At 68.7% G+C, this 16,776-nt stretch carries 11 protein-coding genes; 3 read left to right on the forward strand and 8 right to left on the reverse strand.

Annotated features, from left to right (window positions below; genetic code table 11):
• Positions 1 to 39 precede the first annotated feature (39 nt).
• Positions 40 to 846 (forward strand): M15 family metallopeptidase, encoded by an 807-nt coding sequence (locus tag ACZ7SW_RS44895; protein ID WP_470236489.1) that lies wholly within the window; start codon positions 40 to 42, stop codon positions 844 to 846.
• On the opposite strand, the gene ACZ7SW_RS44900 is transcribed toward ACZ7SW_RS44895, so the two are convergent.
• The 6 genes from ACZ7SW_RS44900 to ACZ7SW_RS44925 all read right to left on the reverse strand — a co-directional run bounded on the left by ACZ7SW_RS44900 (position 843) and on the right by ACZ7SW_RS44925 (position 9,449).
• On the reverse strand, positions 843 to 2,624 hold the full coding sequence (locus tag ACZ7SW_RS44900) for a serine/threonine-protein kinase (protein WP_470236490.1): 1,782 nt from the start codon (positions 2,622 to 2,624) through the stop codon (positions 843 to 845). The genes ACZ7SW_RS44895 and ACZ7SW_RS44900 overlap by 4 nt on opposite strands.
• A gap of 74 nt (positions 2,625 to 2,698) precedes the next feature.
• Entirely contained in the window at positions 2,699 to 4,036 is a 1,338-nt protein-coding gene (locus tag ACZ7SW_RS44905) for an amino acid permease (protein WP_470236499.1), read from the reverse strand.
• 959 nt (positions 4,037 to 4,995) lie between these two features.
• On the reverse strand, positions 4,996 to 5,862 hold the full coding sequence (locus tag ACZ7SW_RS44910) for an aminoglycoside phosphotransferase family protein (RefSeq protein WP_470236491.1): 867 nt from the start codon (positions 5,860 to 5,862) through the stop codon (positions 4,996 to 4,998).
• Between the two features lie 80 nt (positions 5,863 to 5,942).
• Positions 5,943 to 7,031 carry a glycerate kinase gene (locus ACZ7SW_RS44915; protein WP_470236492.1) on the reverse strand — a complete coding sequence of 363 codons (1,089 nt, stop codon included), beginning with the start codon at positions 7,029 to 7,031 and terminating at the stop codon, positions 5,943 to 5,945.
• A 15-nt stretch (positions 7,032 to 7,046) separates the two neighbouring features.
• Positions 7,047 to 8,351 (reverse strand): 2-hydroxycarboxylate transporter family protein, encoded by a 1,305-nt coding sequence (locus tag ACZ7SW_RS44920; RefSeq protein ID WP_470236493.1) that lies wholly within the window; start codon positions 8,349 to 8,351, stop codon positions 7,047 to 7,049.
• Positions 8,352 to 8,375: 24 nt separating this feature from the next.
• Positions 8,376 to 9,449 carry a tartrate dehydrogenase gene (locus tag ACZ7SW_RS44925; protein WP_470236494.1) on the reverse strand — a complete coding sequence of 358 codons (1,074 nt, stop codon included), beginning with the start codon at positions 9,447 to 9,449 and terminating at the stop codon, positions 8,376 to 8,378.
• Between the two features lie 114 nt (positions 9,450 to 9,563).
• Here ACZ7SW_RS44925 and ACZ7SW_RS44930 point away from each other — a divergent pair, with 114 nt between their 5' ends.
• Positions 9,564 to 10,475 carry a LysR family transcriptional regulator gene (locus ACZ7SW_RS44930; protein ID WP_470236495.1) on the forward strand — a complete coding sequence of 304 codons (912 nt, stop codon included), beginning with the start codon at positions 9,564 to 9,566 and terminating at the stop codon, positions 10,473 to 10,475.
• Between the two features lie 278 nt (positions 10,476 to 10,753).
• Here ACZ7SW_RS44930 and ACZ7SW_RS44935 read toward each other — a convergent pair whose 3' ends face one another.
• Positions 10,754 to 14,509, reverse strand: coding sequence for a TIR domain-containing protein (locus tag ACZ7SW_RS44935; RefSeq protein WP_470236496.1), 3,756 nt, complete (start codon positions 14,507 to 14,509; stop codon positions 10,754 to 10,756).
• Here ACZ7SW_RS44935 and ACZ7SW_RS44940 point away from each other — a divergent pair.
• Positions 14,482 to 15,195 carry a hypothetical protein gene (locus tag ACZ7SW_RS44940; protein ID WP_470236497.1) on the forward strand — a complete coding sequence of 238 codons (714 nt, stop codon included), beginning with the start codon at positions 14,482 to 14,484 and terminating at the stop codon, positions 15,193 to 15,195. The genes ACZ7SW_RS44935 and ACZ7SW_RS44940 overlap by 28 nt on opposite strands.
• Here the strand turns inward: ACZ7SW_RS44940 and ACZ7SW_RS44945 are convergent.
• Positions 15,192 to 16,526: a helix-turn-helix domain-containing protein gene (locus ACZ7SW_RS44945; RefSeq protein WP_470236498.1), complete on the reverse strand. Its 1,335-nt coding sequence runs from the start codon at positions 16,524 to 16,526 to the stop codon at positions 15,192 to 15,194. The two genes, ACZ7SW_RS44940 and ACZ7SW_RS44945, sit on opposite strands and share 4 nt — an antisense overlap.
• Positions 16,527 to 16,776: the final 250 nt, after the last annotated feature.

A 16,776-nucleotide genomic window follows, 5' to 3' on the forward strand; every position in this document is an offset into this window, starting at 1 on the left:
CGGGGACTTCGGCGCGATCTTATGGTAAGCAATCCGGCTATGCGCGGAAAGATGACGCGCGGCCTGGCGGTCGCCGCGATGAGCCTGCTGACCTGTCTCGCCGCCGCACCGCCGGCGCCGGCCGCACCGGAGCCGAAAGCACCGCCCGAATTCGTCGCCCTGCGCGACGTCGATCCGACCATCGTGCAGGAAATCCGGTACCTCACGCCGCACAACTTCACCGGCGCGCCGGTCGACGGCTACCGGCAGCCGATGTGCATCCTGACCCGGGACGCCGCCGTCGCGCTGCACCGAGCGCAGCGGTCGTTCTTGCGTCAGGGCTACACGCTGAAGGTCTACGACTGCTACCGTCCGCAGCGTGCGGTCGACAACTTCGTACGCTGGGCGGAAGACCTGTCCGACCTGCGGATGAAAGCCGAGTTCTACCCGCGCGTCGAGAAGGATCGGCTCTTCGCGGACGGCTATATCGCGGCGAAATCCGGTCACAGCCGGGGAAGCACGGTCGACCTGACGCTCGTCCGCCTCCCGGCGTTCCCGACGCGGCCGTATCACCCCGGCGAACCGCTGAAGCCCTGCTACGGCCCGAAAGCCGAGCGGTTCCCGGACAACTCGCTCGACATGGGCACCGGCTTCGACTGCTTCGACACGCTCGCGCACACCCTCGACCCGCGGATCGTGGGCAAACAGCGGGAGAACCGGATGCTCCTGCTCCACGGGCTGCAGCGGGCCGGGTTCAAGAACCTGCCCGAGGAATGGTGGCACTACACGTTCCAGCCGGAGACGTTCCCGGACACCTATTTCAATTTCCCCGTCTGGCGGAGGTCGCTGCACTGCCCGGTGGGCTAGGGCAGGCGGGTCGCGACGACTCCCGCGACTGATTTCGCCGTGTCGCAGATGGCGGTCAGGTTTCCTTTGTTCGCTTCGTCGGTGATCTCGACCAGTACGACCTCGTCGCGCTGCTGTGGCGTTCCTTCCAGCGGCGGGAGCGACGGCGAGTACGTGCGGTAGACGACGGTGACGTCGCACGTGTCGCCAGCGCGCTCGTGCGGATCGACGTACGCGAGGCGTCCGCCGACGGTCGTGCGCGTCTGGCCGTCCGGCGGATCCTCGGCGAGCGGCCATTGCCGGTCGTAGTAGAGGTCGACCGATTTCGCGTCGGGGCCCCATGAACAGGCCCAGTTCGCGAAATGCCGGTCGACCGGGTAGTCCCGCCCGACGGTCCGGCGGAGCGTGGCGTCGTCGACCAGCGTGCAGGCGTCCACTCGCGCCAGCGAACCCGGCGGGAACGGCCGGGCGCGGCGGGGGATCGGGCCGCGGGCGACGCGCGCGTAGGCGTCGCCGACGACGGCGTCCGACATCGCGCACAGTTGAGGGGCGGCGGCGCCGTCGGAGCGGACCGAACTCACCGTGACGACAGACAGCTCCGGCAGGGTGAAGGAGCGGCGGCACTTCCCGGAGTCGGGATTCGGCCGCCGGATCTCGCCGAGCTTCCCCCGGACCGGCGGCACCTGCGGGTACTGCTCCGGTTCGGACAGTTCGAGGCTGGTGACGATCGTGCCGCTGCCGGGCAGGCTCGTGTCCAGGTCGCAGCGGGCGAACGTGCCGAGATTCGGTTCGAGGAAGACTTTTCCGTACTGGCCCAGGGAATTCACCGAAAGCAGCGAGCACGGATCGGCGGTGTGCGGGTCGCCGACGAGGTCCGGCGACGGCGGGGCCGCGGTCGCGTTCGCGGGCGGCGCGTCGTCGCGATCGAAGACGAGGAATCCCGCGGCCAGAAGGACGATCGCGCCCAGGGCGGCGCCGATCAGCAAGGGCCGCTTGGATTTCTTCGCTCGCGGTACCGGAGCGCCGCCGCGCAGGAACCTCTCGACTTCGAGGGCAGCCGGGCGTCTTTCCGGCTGACGGCTGAGCATCGCCTGCAGCGCGGGCCCGAGTTCGCGAGCGTTGCGCGGCGGCTCGGGCGTCCCTTCCGCCGCTCGGCGCAGCTGCGCGAACGGACCGTTTTCGCCGCTGCCCCAGGGAGAACCGCCCTCGACGGCGGCGAACAGCGTCGCACCGAGCGAGAAGACGTCCGACGCGGCGGCGGCCGCCTCGCCGTTCGCGACTTCCGGCGCGAGGTACCCGGCGGTGCCGCCGACGCGGGCGCTGTCGGTGAGCGTGACCTCGTGGCCGCGGGAAATCCCGAGGTCGGCGAGCTTGGCGGTGCCGTCGTCGGCGACCAGGACGTTGCCCGGGGTGAGGTCGCGATGCACCATGCCCCGTGCGTGCATCGCGGCGAGCGCGGACGCGATCTGCGCGCCGATCGCGGTGGCTTTCTCGGGGGTCAGGACGCCGTCGGTGTGCACGATCTCGGCCAGGCTGCGCGCCGGGAGGTACTCCATGACGAGCCACCGGTCGGTGCCGTCGGAAACGGAGTCGTACACCGCGACGATGTTCGGATGCTGCAGGGCCGCGCCGAGCCGGGCTTCGCGGCGGATTTGCGGTTCGTCGCCGTCGAGCGACCGTTTGAGCGCGACCGTCCGGCGCAGTTCGAGGTCGCTGGCCCGCCAGACGACACCCATCCCACCGGCTCCGAGGCGTTCCTCGAGCCGGTAACGCCCGGCGATCACCTGCGGAGCAGCCACGGCGACAGCTTAAAGCGCGGTTTCCCGGAATGCCCTCTGACCGCGCCGTAAAGTTCTCGATCAGGCGGGTCCGCTCAGCTCTCCTTCGCGGCGCCCTTCCGCAATCCCCGCCGCACCAGCGGCCAGAACGCCGCGATCACCGCCAGCGACACGATGCTCGTCCACACCTGGGTGCGGGCGGAATCGTCGGTCAGCAGCATCACCACGATGATCGCCACGACGCCGAGGACGGTCAGGATGCCGAGCCAGGGGTGCAGCCACATCTTGAGCTTCAGCCCGGCGCGTTCCTCCGGGGTCATCTTGTGCCGCATCCGCATCTGGGTGCACGCGATGAACGAGTACACGAACAGCGCGACCAGGCCCGCGGAGTTCATGATGAAGTCGAAGATGCCGGAGTCCGGCGCGACGAAGTTGACGAAGACCGCGATGTACCCGCCGATCGTGCAAGCCACCACCGCGATGACCGGCACGCCGGACTTGCTCTTCTTGGCCACCACCCGCGGTGCGAGCCGCTTCTCGGCGAGCGCGGAGAACATCCGGCCGGCCGAGTAGAGCCCGGAGTTGAGCACCGAACACGCGGCGGTGAGCACGACCGCGTTCATCACCAGGCCGGCGCCCGGAAGCCCGAACAACGTGAAGGCGTGCGCGAACGGCCCTTCCTGCTTGGGATTCGGCAGCTCGTTCCAGGGGACGATGGTGACGATCAGCAGGACCCCGCCGACGAAGAACAGCAGGATCCGCCAGATCACCGTGCTGACCGCCTGCCGGACGCCCTTGGCCGGATCCTCGGACTCGGCCGCGGCCATCACCGCGATCTCGGTGCCGAAGTAGGAGAAAATGACGATCGCGACGCCGCTGAGGATCGGCCACCAGCCGTTGGGCGCGAACCCGCCGTGCTGCCAGAGGTTCGGGATCGAGAAGCTCGCCTTCGGCCACAGGCCGAACGCGAACAGCGTGCCGACCGCGAGGAACACGATGATCGCGGCGACCTTGATGCTCGCCAGCCAGTACTCGACCTCGCCGAACGACCGCGCGGACACCAGGTTCGTGGTGGTGAAGAAGAGCAGCAGCACGACGGAGAACACCCACTGCGGCACCGCCGGGAACCACCCGCCGAGCACCGAACCGCCGACGACCGCTTCGAACGCGATCACGCCGATCCAGTAATACCAGTACAGCCACCCGACGAGATACCCCGCCCACTCGCCGAGCCCGACCCGGGCGTACTCCATGAACGACCCGATCGCCGGCCGCGCCGCGGCCATCTCGCCGAGCATCCGCATCGCGAGGAAGACGAGCAGCCCGCCGATGAGATAGGAGAGGACGGCTGCCGGTCCGACGGCGCGCACGACGTTTCCGGAGCCGACGAAGAGACTGGCCCCGATGATCCCGCCGAGAGCGATCATGGTGATGTGGCGGGAACGGAGTTTTTTGGGGCCGGGGGTCGGTTGGGGTGGGGTGGGGTCGGCTGGGGTGGGTTCGGGTGGGACCGCGTCGCCTGCAGGCGCTTTGCCTGGGGAGGCCGTGCGTTCGGTTGTCTCTGCTGGGACTGCCTTGCCTGCAGCCGCCGCGCCGGGGGGCGTCGTGCCTGAGGCCGCTTCGCCTGGGATTGCTGTGTGGGCGGTTGCTTCGGCTGGAGCCGTTCGGCTCGCGGTTGCCGCGGCTGGGGCGGCCTTGTCCTCGGCCGGGGTTGGGTTGCGTGGGGTCGGCTCGGTTGGGGTAGCTGTGCGTTCGGCTGCCTCCGTTGGCACTGCCCTCCTCGCCGCGACCTCGCCGGGGGACGTCGTGCCTGCGGTCGCTTCGCCCGGGGCTGCTGTGTGGGCGGTTGTCTTGGCTGAGGGTGCTCCGCTGGAGGGCGTTTCCGCCGGGGTTGCTGCGCGTGCGGTTGCTTCGGCTGGAGCCGGTTGGCTCGCGGCTGGGGCGGCCTTGCCCTCGGTCGTGTCGGCCGGGGTTGGGTTGCACGGGGTCGGCTCGGTTGGGATGGCTGTGCGCTCGGCCGCCTCCGTTGGCACCGCCCTCCCCGCCGCCTCACCAGGGGTCGTCGTTCCTGCGGCCGCTTCGCCCGAGGTCGCCTCGCCCGGAGTGTCCGGGCTTCCCTGGCCCTGCCCGGTGATCCGATCAGCCATCGATCGATCTTCCTCTCGTTCGGCCGTGCCGTCCCGCGGTCGCGCCCCCGGCCGACAACGTTGTCGGAAACAGCCGCGGAGCTGGGCCTCGCTGACGCGGGGACAGTGTGCGGCCGCCGGGTCCGTCGAGGCTAGGTGCGAGCGGGGGCGGATGCCGGGCGAGCGAGTTGTCGATCATCCGAATGGAGCAGCGGTGCACGCCGGATTTGTCGGTTATCGGCGAGCTGCGGTGCGGAATCCGTCGTTCAGCCTCGCCGGAAGTCCGCCAGCGTCTCGGTGATCTGGTGCCTCGTGCTCGCGGCCACCCGGGGATTCGTTGCCGCGTAAGCGGTGTAGGCGTTGAGCCCGGTGCTCAACGCGTATCCGCGCCCGCGGGTCCAGGCGCCCTCGTCGAGACCGGACTCGGCGCAGAAGATCTCTCGTGCCTCGGGCGGGAGGAGCGTCCACGCGATCAGCGCGTCGCACGCCGGATCGCCGACGCCGAGTCCGCCGAAGTCGAGAACAGCGCTGACTCGTCCGTCGGCCATCAGCAGGTTGCCGGGGTGGAGGTCGCCGTGCACCCACACTGGCTGATGCGGCCACGGCGGCGCGGCGAGTGCGGCGTCCCAGACCGCGGTGAGGGCGGAGCTGTCGAAAACGTCGGCGGTCTTGGCGATCGCGACGCGAGTATCGGCGTCCCGGCGGGCGAGCGGTGCGCCGATGAACCCGTTGTGCCGCCCCGGAGCGAGCGCGGCGTCGGCGGGGATCCGGTGCAGAGCCGCGACGAAACGCGCGAGCTCTGCAGCGGTCTCGTCCGGGCTGGGGAGACCGCCGATCTCCGGCGGAGAGCCCGGCAGCCACCGCGACACGGACCAGTGCCACGGATAGCCTTCGCCCGGCGATCCGAGCGCGATCGGCTCGGGAATCGCCAACGGCAGGTGCGGCGCGAGCCGGGGGAGCCACCAAGCTTCCTTCTCCGGCTGCCCCGCCGCCCACTCGCCGCGCGGCAGGCGCACGGACAGCCCGGCCCCGAGCCGGTAGAGGACGTTGTCCGATCCGGCCGGGTCGAATCGCGTCAGCGGGAGCGCCGCCAGCTCCGGCAGCTGAGCGGCCAGGAGGCGCTTGACCAACACGGGATGCGTTGCAGGCAAAGGAAAATCTCTCGGTAAGCCGGGACGTTCGCATTGATCACACCAGGCCGTGCGGCGCTTGTCTAACGGTTTTTGTTCCCCGGCAGCTCGACAGTGCGCGCGATCTGCCGAAGAAGCTCACCCGACAACTGCGGATCCGCGGAAGGATCGGCCGCGCTGTGGTCGGTCAGCGCGTGCACCGCGGACAAACCCAGCGCTGACGCATCCTCCCGCTCCAGGTCGGAGTGTCCGACGACTGCGATCACCGGCACGCCGTTGCTTCGCCGGGCGACCGCAGCCGCGAGCTTCCCCTCGGCGGTCTGGCTGTCGATCCGGCCTTCTCCGGTGACGACGAGGTCGCAGCTGTGCAGTGCGGTCGGAAAGTCCAGCAGGTCAAGGAAAAAGTCGGCCCCCGACACCACTCGCCCGCCCAGCAGGAGGGCGGCGAAACCGATGCCGCCAGCTGCTCCGGCACCGGGTATGTCGGCCAAAGAACTGGCGTCGGCGAGCTGGGCGAAGTGGCGCAGGCCAGCATCCAGGCACTCGACGTCGGCCGGGGTCGCGCCCTTCTGCGGTCCATACACCGTCGCCGCGCCGGCCGGGCCCAGCAAGGGATTCCGGACGTCGGTGGCGACGACGATCTCGACCTCCAGGCGCGGCAGGTCGATCGCGGCGATGGCGGGAAGTGTTCGCCCGTCAAGGGTTTCCATCTTCCGGCCATGGCAATCGGTGAAAACGGCACCGAGAGCGGCCAGCATGCCGGTGCCACCGTCGGTGCTGGCGGAGCCGCCTAGCGCGAGTACGACGCGACGCGGGTTGAGCTGCAGTGCGCGTCGCAGCGCCTCGCCGAAACCGCGGCTTGAGGCGGAAAGCGGAGCGAGCCCAGCGGACAGGGTTTGCAGACCACAGGTGTCGGCGACCTCGACGACGGCGGTGGTGCCGTCGAAAGCGATGGTCGACCGGCGGAGCTGTCCGGTCGCGCCGGAGACGGTTACCGGCACCGGGCGGAAGCCGTTGGCCAGGGCGGCGGCGACGCTGCCGTCACCGCCGTCGGCCAGCGCGAGGGTGCGGCTGTCGATCCCGCGGTCGGCCAGGCCGTCGGCCAGATGGGCGGCGACTTCGGCGGCGCTGAGGCTGCCTTTGAACTTGTCCGGAGCCAGCAGGACCTTCATGGCCGTCCTCAGAGGTCAGTGGAAAGCTTGGATGAGCGACGCCGCGCTGATCACGGTCACGACGCCGCCGATGCGGGTGGAGATCTGCGCGAACGGCATGAGCACCATCCGGTCGGAGGCGGACAGGATGGCGACGTCCCCGGTGCCGCCGAGCCCGCTGTGGCACACGGTGACCAAAGCGGCGTCGACCGGGTACATCCGCAGCAGTTTGCCGACAAGGAAACCGGAAGCGGCCATCGCGAGGACCACCGTCGCGCAGGTGACTACGAAACCGACGGAGAGCACGCCGAAGACGCTCGCGAGCGGGACGTAGAGCATGCCGAGCCCGACCATGACCGGATAGATGAAATGTCCGGCGACCAGGTCGTAACAGGCCCGGGCGCTTTGCTCGACGCTGATCGGCACCGCGCCGGAAAGCTTGGCCAGCACGGAAAAAACGATGGTGAGGACTGGCGCTGGCAAATGCAGCGCGGGTGCGCAGAGGGTCGCGGTGACGAACATAGTGCAGATGACCAGGATTCCGGTGCCGTAATTCGCCACGGCAACGGGTGCGTCCTCGAACCCGGTGGCATTGTGTTTGACCAGGTCGCCGCCGCCGTCGAGGTGGGGTCGGCGGTTGCCCAAGCGGCGAAGCAAACCAGCGGTGATGATGGCGACGATGTTGCCGATCACAGCGGCCGGGATCAGCTGTGCGACAAAGGAAGCGGGCTCGCCGCCTAGCGCATGGGAATAGCCCGCGGACAGTGGGACGACGCCTTCGCCGATGCCGCCGCCGATGATCGGCACGACGATGAAAAAGAACGCCCGGTGCAAGGAATACCCGAACAGCATGGCAACGCCGATTCCAGCCCCGACGGCGACGATCGTGCCGATCACGAGTGGAGGGAAGATCTTCACGAGTGCTTTGAGCATTGTCGTCCGGCGCATGCCCAGGATGCTGCCGACGACCAAGGCGGAGATCACGAAGTAGAGGAAATTCGCCTTCTTCATCAGGGCCGTGGTGGCGTTGAGGATGTTCTGGTCGAACACTCCAAAGTAGACGAGCACCGACGGGATCATCAGGCACAGTAACGCTCCGCCGCCGATCTTGGAGATGACCGGCAGTCGGTTGCCGAGAGGGCCGAGCAGCATTCCGAAGCCGGTGATCACCGCCAGCCCGCCGATCATGTCTTCCGGGATGCGGTGCACTGCACCGGCGATGACGACGAGCGAAGTGAGGATTACCGGCACGGGCAGCGGCACGCCGCCGACCTTGGCCTTGAAGGGATTCCAGGTTCTTCGCTCGATGTCCGGACGGTCTGTCGTGGATGTGCTCGTCATTGAGTTCTCCAGCAAAAAAAAGGGTCAGCGGATGGCGTCGGCGATGGCGGTGCCGAGGTCTGCGGTGGTGGCGTTTCCGCCTAGGTCCGGGGTGCGCGGGGCGTCGGCGCGGCCGAGGACGTCCTCGATCGCGCGCAGGACGGCAGCCCCCGCGGCGGGTTCGCCGAGGTGGTCCAGCATCATCGAGGCGCACCAGATCTGTCCGACCGGGTTGGCGATGCCCTTGCCCGCGATGTCCGGCGCGGAGCCGTGGACCGGTTCGAAGAGGCTGGGGAACGTCCGCTCGGGGTTGATGTTGGCGCTGGGCGCGACGCCGATCGTGCCGGTGCAGGCCGGGCCGAGGTCGGACAGGATGTCGCCGAAGAGGTTGCTGGCCACAACGACGTCGAACCAGTCGGGATGCAGCACGAAATTCGCGGCGAGGATGTCGATGTGGTACTTGTCCGTCGCCACGTCCGGGTAGCTCGCCGCCATGCGCTCGACGCGTTCGTCCCAGTAGGGCATGGAAATCGAGATCCCGTTGCTCTTCGTCGCCGACGTCAGCCGCTGCCGGGGCCGCGCACGCGCGAGGTCGAACGCGTACTTCAGGATCCGGTCGACGCCGGTGCGCGTCATGACCGTTTCCTGCACCACTGTTTCGCGGTCGGTGCCCTCGAAGATTTTGCCGCCGATGCTGGAGTATTCGCCCTCGGTGTTCTCTCGGACGACCAGGAAATCGACGTCGCCCGGGACGCGGCCGGCCAGCGGGCCGGCGACGCCCGGCAGCAGCCGGACCGGACGCAGCGCGACGTACTGGTCGAACCGGCGGCGGAATTGCAGCAGGCTGCCCCAGAGCGACACGTGGTCGGGCACCGCGTCCGGCCAGCCGACGGCGCCGAAGAACAGCGCGTCGAACTCGCGCAGTTGCTCGAACCAGTCGTCCGGCAGCATCTTGCCGTGTTCGAGGTAGTAGTCGGCGCTCGCGAAATCGAACTCGACCAGGTCGAGGTCGAAGCCGCCGGTTTTCGCCGCCGCGGCGAGCGCGCGCACGCCCTCGGGCACGACTTCCTTGCCGATCCCGTCGCCGGGGATCACCGCGATCCGGTGGGTGGTCGTCATCGTCGAAGTCCTTGAGGGTCGAGGTCAGGGGGTGGTGCGTATCGTATGAAGCACGAAATCTGGGAAAAACCCCCGAACTCGCACGACACTGTTGCGTCAGGCGAAAGGAGCGGCATGGATCTGCCCGGACTGGACGATCTCCAGTTCTTCGACGTGATCGCCCGTTCGGAGACGCTGACGCAGGCCGCGCGCCGCTGGGGCGTCTCGCCGTCGGCGGTCAGCAAGCGGCTGACCCAGCTGGAGCGGCGGCTCGGCGTGCAGCTGGTCACGCGCAGTACGCGCCGGCTGAACCTCACCGACGAGGGGGAGCGCTACGCCGCCGGCGCCGCTCGGCTGCTGCCCGAGATCACCGACCTGGAAGACGAGGTCGGCCGGCTCCGCCACGGCGTGCGCGGGCGGGTCGCGGTGCATTCGACCATCGGGCTCGGCCGGGCGCACATCGCACCGCTGCTGGGACAGTTCCAGCGGCAGCACCCCGGCGTCGAGATCGACCTGGAGCTTTCGCATCTGCCGCTGCACATCGCGGGAACTCCGTTCGATTTCGCGATTCGCGTCGGGCGGCAACGGGATTCCAACCTGCACGCCCGGTTGCTGCACCCGAACCGCCGGGTGGTCTGCGCCGCGCCCGAGTACCTGCGGGACCGTCCGCCGCCGCAGTCCATTCAGGACTTGCCAGGGCACGATTGCCTTGTGATCCGCGAAAACGACTCGGACTACGCGATCTGGCGCTTCGGCACGGACGGCGATGAAGCGGCGGTCAAGGTCCCGGGTGCGATGATCAGCAATGACGGCGAGATCGCGACCCAGTGGTGCCTAGCCGGGCACGGGCTGTTGATGCGTTCACTGTGGAATGTCGCCCCGATGCTGCGGAGCGGCGAATTGGTCCAAGTCCTCGCCGACGTGCCTACTCCGGAGGCTCCGGTTTACGCGGTTTATCCCTCCGCGCATTCGGTGCCGCATCGGGCCCGGATGGCTATCGACTATCTCGCGAGTGGACTTGCGGACCGGCTCGGGGCGCTGCTTTAGAGGACCCGGCTGGCACCGACGCGGACGTTCGCGATTGTCGAGCTGCGACGAAACTCGGGTCGACCCGGGTTGAAGCTGCTGGGAGAGCAGCCGGACGGCGTCGCATTCGGCCAAAGACCTGGACGACGAGCTGCGTGTTCTCCTGGAACAGAGTTTGCGCGGCGAATTCCTGACGCCGATGAGCCTCCCGCGGGAGGTGCCCGCGGAAGGCTCACCGGCCGGGAGACTGATGCCGACATTAGCAACGCCGGACCATGCCAGTGAGCGAGGAATCGTGATCAGCGAGTATTTCTTGCCGCTCGTGCGTGGTGTGCCACGGCGTCGCGGATGCTCCGCCGGGGATCGTCGGCCAGGATCCGCCGCACCGGCGAGTGTTCAGGCCGCAGGGTGAGCGTGTCGGCCAGGCTGGCCCGCACGATGCGTGCCGGGTCGCGCGCGAGCGACAAGCCAGTCTCAGGCACGGCCGGATGCCGCGCCCACAGGACCGCGGCGAGTGCGCGGACGTCCGGATGCGCATGCGTCGCCAGGAGGTCGGGAGGCAGCTCGTCTGCCGACGAGTCCAGCGCGAACAGGGCCCGCGCGATCGTCGTGACGTCGATTTCGCCCGGACGGCTCAGCAACTGGATCGCACGGCTGCGGACGGTCCGTCGGCTCTGGTCGGTCGTGGCCAGCTCGGCGCACGCCTGCACGGCCGCGTCGGCTGTGGTGTCCGGCCCGAAGTCGGCGCGGCAGAAGCTCAGCGGATGCCGCAACCCGGCCAGCCGCTGGTCATGGGCGCTGGTCGAGCGCGTGCCGCTGGTCAGCGGAAGCACGGCTTTGAACGCCCGTCTGCGCTCGACCGGCGACAGGTCCGGTGCGATGCTGCTGAGTTCGGTGAGCGCGTTCCTCCGGTTGAGCACCGAATCCGAGCGATCGAGCGATTGGCGCACCAGCGCCGAGAGGAGTTCGATCCTGAGGTCGTCCTCCAGCAGATCGGCTGTCGCGACCAGCATGGTGTCGAAGCCCCAGACGGACAGCGTGCCGGGTTGCGGAGCTGTACGCGCGATCACCTTTCGCGCGGTTGCCGCCGCGTGCTCGCGGACTCGGTCCGTGGCGGCCCCGATCATGGCGAGCACCGAACACGCATGACGGTTCCCGGCTTCGGCTGGGCCGGTCAGCGCGGTCATGGCGCGGTCCCGGTACTTCTCGATGAACGGCAGGCCCGTGGTCAAAGCCGTGTCGCCGAAGCGGTCGTTCAACGGGATGCCTGCCAGCAGCTGGTCGACAGCCGCTTCGGCCAGAGCGGGCTGTTCGCCGGCGATCCTGACGAGGAGCCGCGCATGATCGGCGTCCGTCTCCCGGCCGGTCCGCGGGTCCCGCGGAATCCAGGGCGCCGTGGCAGCTAACGCCCTGCGGGCCTGAGACTCGTCCATGCAAGGGGCGAGCGCGGCGAGCGCCCGGACGCCGCGTGTGGCCAGATTGCTGAAGTAGGTCGGGCGCGGACCTCGGCCCTCGACGGCGTCGAGCGCGACGGGAATCCAGGCGGCGGCATCGTCGTCGGTGAGCAAGTCGGCCGCTGCGGCAGCGACTTCGAGAGCCGCGCCGAGTTGCCCCGCTGTGCTTTCCGGGGCGGCTGCCGGCCAGCGCACCGGGGCATCGGGAAGCGACGCGGCCGCGGTCGCGGCGGTCTGACCGGATTCTGCCCGAACGAGCTGTGTCAGACCGGCCATCGGCTCGCGGTTCCTCACCAGCACGGAGCCGAGAGTGCGCGACGCGTCGTTCTCCCCGGCCAGATCAGCCCGGACGTAGGCTTTCCAGCGCCACTGGGAAAACAAGCGCACAGACGCCTGGCCCCTTTTGTCCCGGAGACTCCGGAGCGCTCGCTCCTCCACCGTCGGGCTGCCGGGAAGGCGGTGCAGCCGCGGCCCGTTCCGCAGGTGTTGCGCGAAGGGGTGCTGGGGATCTCCCGCGGCGAGAAACGATCCTTGCCGCACCCGGAGCGCCCGGAGACTGTACAGCCAATCGGCCGCCTCGTCGTTCATGCCTTCGGCGAGCGCCAGTGCGATCGCGTTCCGATAGGACCAGGCCGCGCCGTCGAAGTCGTCCGTGAAGGACAGATACCGGGCTTTCCGTGCCAGGATCCAAATCCGGTCGAGCGGAGTGAACTGGGTCATCGCCCGGTGGTGCAGCTCCGTCCACTCATGGGTGACCTCGGCGACGCAGATGCTCAGCCGGACGAGCAGTTGCTCCTCGCGAGAGCCGGACCTCTCCAGCGAAAGAGCCAGTTTCTTCAAGCGGCCGAGGCGTGCTTCGACCACGCCTTTGTCCCCGTCCGCGAGGGCATGCTCAGCCAGGAAGACCGCCGCGTCCAGCAGATGCGGATCGTCGTCCCGGAGCGCGTCGAAAGAGCCGGCCAGTTCTCCCCGCACACTGGTCTGCCCGGTGAGGACCTGTTCGGCGGCCCGTGCGACGGCAAGGGCGCGACCGAATCGGCATCCCTCGGCATGCGTCGGGCCCCGCGCATCGAGGAAAGACAGATGCTCGGCGGACTCGCCGGCACTGTTCGAAGTGGTCCACATCAGATCAAGCCGGACTTCGGCGCCGTCGTCGATCCGGCCGGCCCGGACGAGTGCTCGTGCCTGGCTCGACCGGATGTCCTGGGCATGGATTGCGAAACCCGCTTCGACCAGGCCATCGGCTGCTTCTCGATAGTTGTCGGCCGCTGCCGCCGGGTCTTCTTCGGCCATCGCGTCAGCCGCGGCGTGCGTCAATTCGAGCCCGAGACGCCGGAGCGGCCCGCGGCTGACCGCGTCGCTCAGTGCGTCGCGGTCGGTCGCCGCGGCCGGGCCGGCGATCGTCGCGGGCGGCCGGTCCACACAGAACCTGTGCCGGAACTCGGAAACGGAGCGGCAGATCGCTGCGGCGTAGAGCTGCGCGTATTCCGGCGACGTGCCGGCCGCTTCCAACGCCGAACAGACTTCGTCGAGTCGCAGGGGAGACAGCCTTACCGGGGCCGTCGGCAGGATACGGCCGGGGCCGGTCGGAAGCAGGACGTGGTGACCCTGCCGGAGCGCTGCGCTGACATCCGGGTCGGGATAGCGAGGAACCAGCAGACAGGATCGCGCGATCGCAACGCATCGGGTCCACGCTTCCGGATCGGAAACCACCAGCGCTCGAGTCGAGCCGACTCCGAAAACAGCCGCGAGGAAAGCCAGTGCCTGTTCTTCGGATTGATCCTGAACTGATGTGCACGCTGCCGCGCCCTGAACGATACCGCGAATCGTTTCGACCTCTTTCGCGCGCCCGGCGAGCAGCACGCCGGGCGGCAGCACCGGATCGGTCCGGCGGCACCACTCGCCCCACCACGCGGACAGTTCCTGCGTCCCGGGGAGCCGGATTGCGGCCACTTCGGGCACTTCGTGGACGAGATCGGCGACGATTCGGTCGATGTCCTGCGGAATGCTGCGAGTCTGGAGCAGCCGGTACTGATGGTCCAGCAGTCCTCGGATGTCCGCGGGCAGCTTTTCCGGTTTCGGCAGGACAGCCCCGTCGACGAGGAGCGGGACGATCGTCTTCCCCGCGGCGAGCGCGATCCGGATCTCCTTGCGCACCCAGTCTTCGGGGTCGTGCAGCCGGCGGTCCTTGCCCAGCCAGGCTTTCCCGATCACCACGATCACGACAGAGCACTGCTCTAGAGCGGCTTCGATTTTCGGGGCGAACTTGCTTCCGGCTTTCGCCTCCTGCGAAACGTGGAATACCTCGGCCGCTCCCAGTTTCACCTTGAGCTGCTCGGCGAGCAGCGCGGCAGCGACTCCCTGGTCGCTTTTCCGGTAGTTCACGAAAACTGTTCCTTCGAACGTGGCCATCCGTGTCCTTTCGTGACCGGGTTCCGACCGCCCCATGGTCCACGAAAGGTTCCCGAGATGCACTCCTTCGGCCGGAACAGGAAACGGGAAACACCTATTGGCAACACTGGCGGCGCGGGAAACTCGTGGCGAGAACGGTCTGCCGAACAGGAGGTCGAATCGTGGACAGGACACCCCGGGCGCGGTCATTGCAGGAGATCCGGCGGCGGTTGTACGAGAGGATCGCGGCGTCGCCGGCCGTGGTCGACGGCTGGTCGCTCGCCGACGACCTGCCGAAGCGCCTTCTTTCGCCGGCGGAACTCGTCGATCTGGCGGAGTCGGCGGAGATCTCCCCGGAGGCGAAACAAGCAGTGTGGTCCGAGGTGGTGCGCTGCGGACAGCTCGAGCCGTGGCCCTGGCGGGCCACGGCGGTGATCCTCGTGGTGCCTTCGCTCGGCTTCCTGGCGCGGAAGGTCGCCGACGAACGGGGGATCGACCGGGACGACGCGGAAGGAGATCTGCTGGCGGGATTTCTCGAGGCCCTGCAGATCGCCGACCCCCGGATGCCGAGGCTGGCCGTTCACCTGAAACGGATCGCGCGATCGCGGGCGATGGCGGGTTCGTCGAAGCTGGAGATCAGCTACGACGGCAACCGGCCGGTGCGGGCGACGTCGCTGGTGCCGTGCCCGGGCCATGTGGACCTGGTTCTCGCCGACGCGATTGAGCGCCATTTCCTGACCCGCTCCGAGGTGGAGCTGATCGCGCAAACCCGGGTCGAAGGAGTCGCGCTGTCCACGGTCGCCGCAGGTCTCGGATATCCGCCGGGTCAGGGCGCTGCGGTGCGCAAGCGCGCCGAGCACAAACTCCTTGAGTATTTCGGCCGGGCTGACCGCTAGACCGGTTGCCGCGCGCGCCGCCGGAGAGCGAGGGTCAACTCGGGTTCCAGGGAACGGACTTGGGGATGCTTGTGCCAGCGTCGCAGCGTCGCGGCCAAACAGGCGAGGTCCGAACGCACAGTCGCCGAATCGATCCGTGCCGCGTCCTTCACCGCGACGCGGGTGAGGTCGCAGGCCCGGTCCAGTTCTCCCGACTCCGCGTGAGCCAATGCCTGCCTCACTCCGAACCGGGTCCGGGCTCGTACCGCGCGGGGCGGAATCCGGGTGATCTCCCGGTCGAGGACCTCGGCCGCGGCTCGCGGTCTGCCCAAGTCGTACAGGCACCAGCCGGTGACGACGCTGACCGGGTCGGGCAGGTGCGCGGTGCCGATCATCAGACTGGCCGGTTCGTGTGCGACGACGCCTTGCAGGAGCCTGCGCGCCCGGTCCAGGGTGCGCAGGCACGCGTCGTATTCTCCCGCCAGCGCGTGTCCTTGTGCCTCGCGCTGAGCGGCGAGGCCGAGGATCCGGTCCGGGACGCCGGGCCTCGCCTGTGCCTTCTGCGCGAGCGAGATCGTGGCCGCGGCGTCTTTCCGGTAGAGCGCGATCAGCCCCCGCCTGACGAGCGCGTAGCTCATCGCGTCGTTGTTCCCGGCAGCGGCGGCGATCCGCGCAGCTCTTTCAGTCCACCAGATCGCTGCCTGATCGTCTCCTGCCTCCTGCGCCATCCAGCCGGTGTACTCGGCCACCCTCGCGGCCAGCGTCGTGAAACCGGCGGCCGGCTTGGCTCCGGGCCCGCTCACCAGCCCGCGCAGCACATGTGCTTCGGCGGCCACGAGCGGCAGGACGACTGCCGGGGACGAGGTCTGTCCCATCTCGCGCATCGTGTCGAGGATCTTGAGGTGGTATGGAAGCTGCTCCTCGGCCCTTTCGACGTCGTGTCCCGCTTCCGCGGCCATCGGGCCGATCTGGAACATCGTGGCGCCGGGCAGCGAGTCGAGGCGGTCGGCGAGGCCGAAGGAGCTGGTTCCGTCCGGCAGCATCGTCATTGCCCAGACCTCTTCGCCGCCGGAAGCTCCCGCTGGTATTGGCGAGCCGGCCAATGCCCGCATCGGCACCAACGCGGACAGCGCGCCCTCTGCCTTAAGTTCGGCGTCGCACATCCGGGCAAGCTGAACGGACGGTGCTCGCGCACCAGTTTCCACTCCACTGATCTGTGCCTTGCTGTAGTGGACGCGGCGCGCCAAAGCGTTTACCGATATCCCCCGTGCGAGCCGAATCGTGCGAAGCCTGGCGCCGAAGCTGTCGGGAAGAGAAGTTGCCAGCACTGCTGGCAGGTCTTCACTGGCCATCCCTGTTCCCCCTCGCGGCGCGGCAGCCCGCGCCGTCGGCGGGGCGTCAGGACGGTACCTTATGGCGAAGGCGGCCCATTCGCGGAGAACTGCGAACTGCGTTTCACTGATTGCGTCGGTCGGCGACCGACACGAGAAAACGGACATTATTCCCAGCTAAGAGCATGTCTCATTTGGTGAGTTTCTTGTAGCAGGTGATGGCGGCGCCGAGGGCGAGGAAGGCGAGGTAGTGGCTGGGTTTGCGTTCGTA

Source organism: Amycolatopsis sp. NPDC114484 (assembly GCF_055633755.1).

What these genes read in the sequence shown, in the direction of transcription:
- ACZ7SW_RS44895 (WP_470236489.1), top strand. Translation starts at nt 40, where the DNA reads ATGCGCGGAAAGATGACGCGCGGCCTGGCGGTCGCCGCGATGAGCCTG.
- ACZ7SW_RS44915 (WP_470236492.1), bottom strand. Translation starts at nt 7,031, where the DNA reads ATGAAGGTCCTGCTGGCTCCGGACAAGTTCAAAGGCAGCCTCAGCGCC.
- ACZ7SW_RS44920 (WP_470236493.1), bottom strand. Translation starts at nt 8,351, where the DNA reads ATGACGAGCACATCCACGACAGACCGTCCGGACATCGAGCGAAGAACC.
- ACZ7SW_RS44925 (WP_470236494.1), bottom strand. Translation starts at nt 9,449, where the DNA reads ATGACGACCACCCACCGGATCGCGGTGATCCCCGGCGACGGGATCGGC.
- ACZ7SW_RS44930 (WP_470236495.1), top strand. Translation starts at nt 9,564, where the DNA reads ATGGATCTGCCCGGACTGGACGATCTCCAGTTCTTCGACGTGATCGCC.
- ACZ7SW_RS44935 (WP_470236496.1), bottom strand. Translation starts at nt 14,509, where the DNA reads ATGACCGCGCCCGGGGTGTCCTGTCCACGATTCGACCTCCTGTTCGGC.
- ACZ7SW_RS44945 (WP_470236498.1), bottom strand. Translation starts at nt 16,526, where the DNA reads ATGGCCAGTGAAGACCTGCCAGCAGTGCTGGCAACTTCTCTTCCCGAC.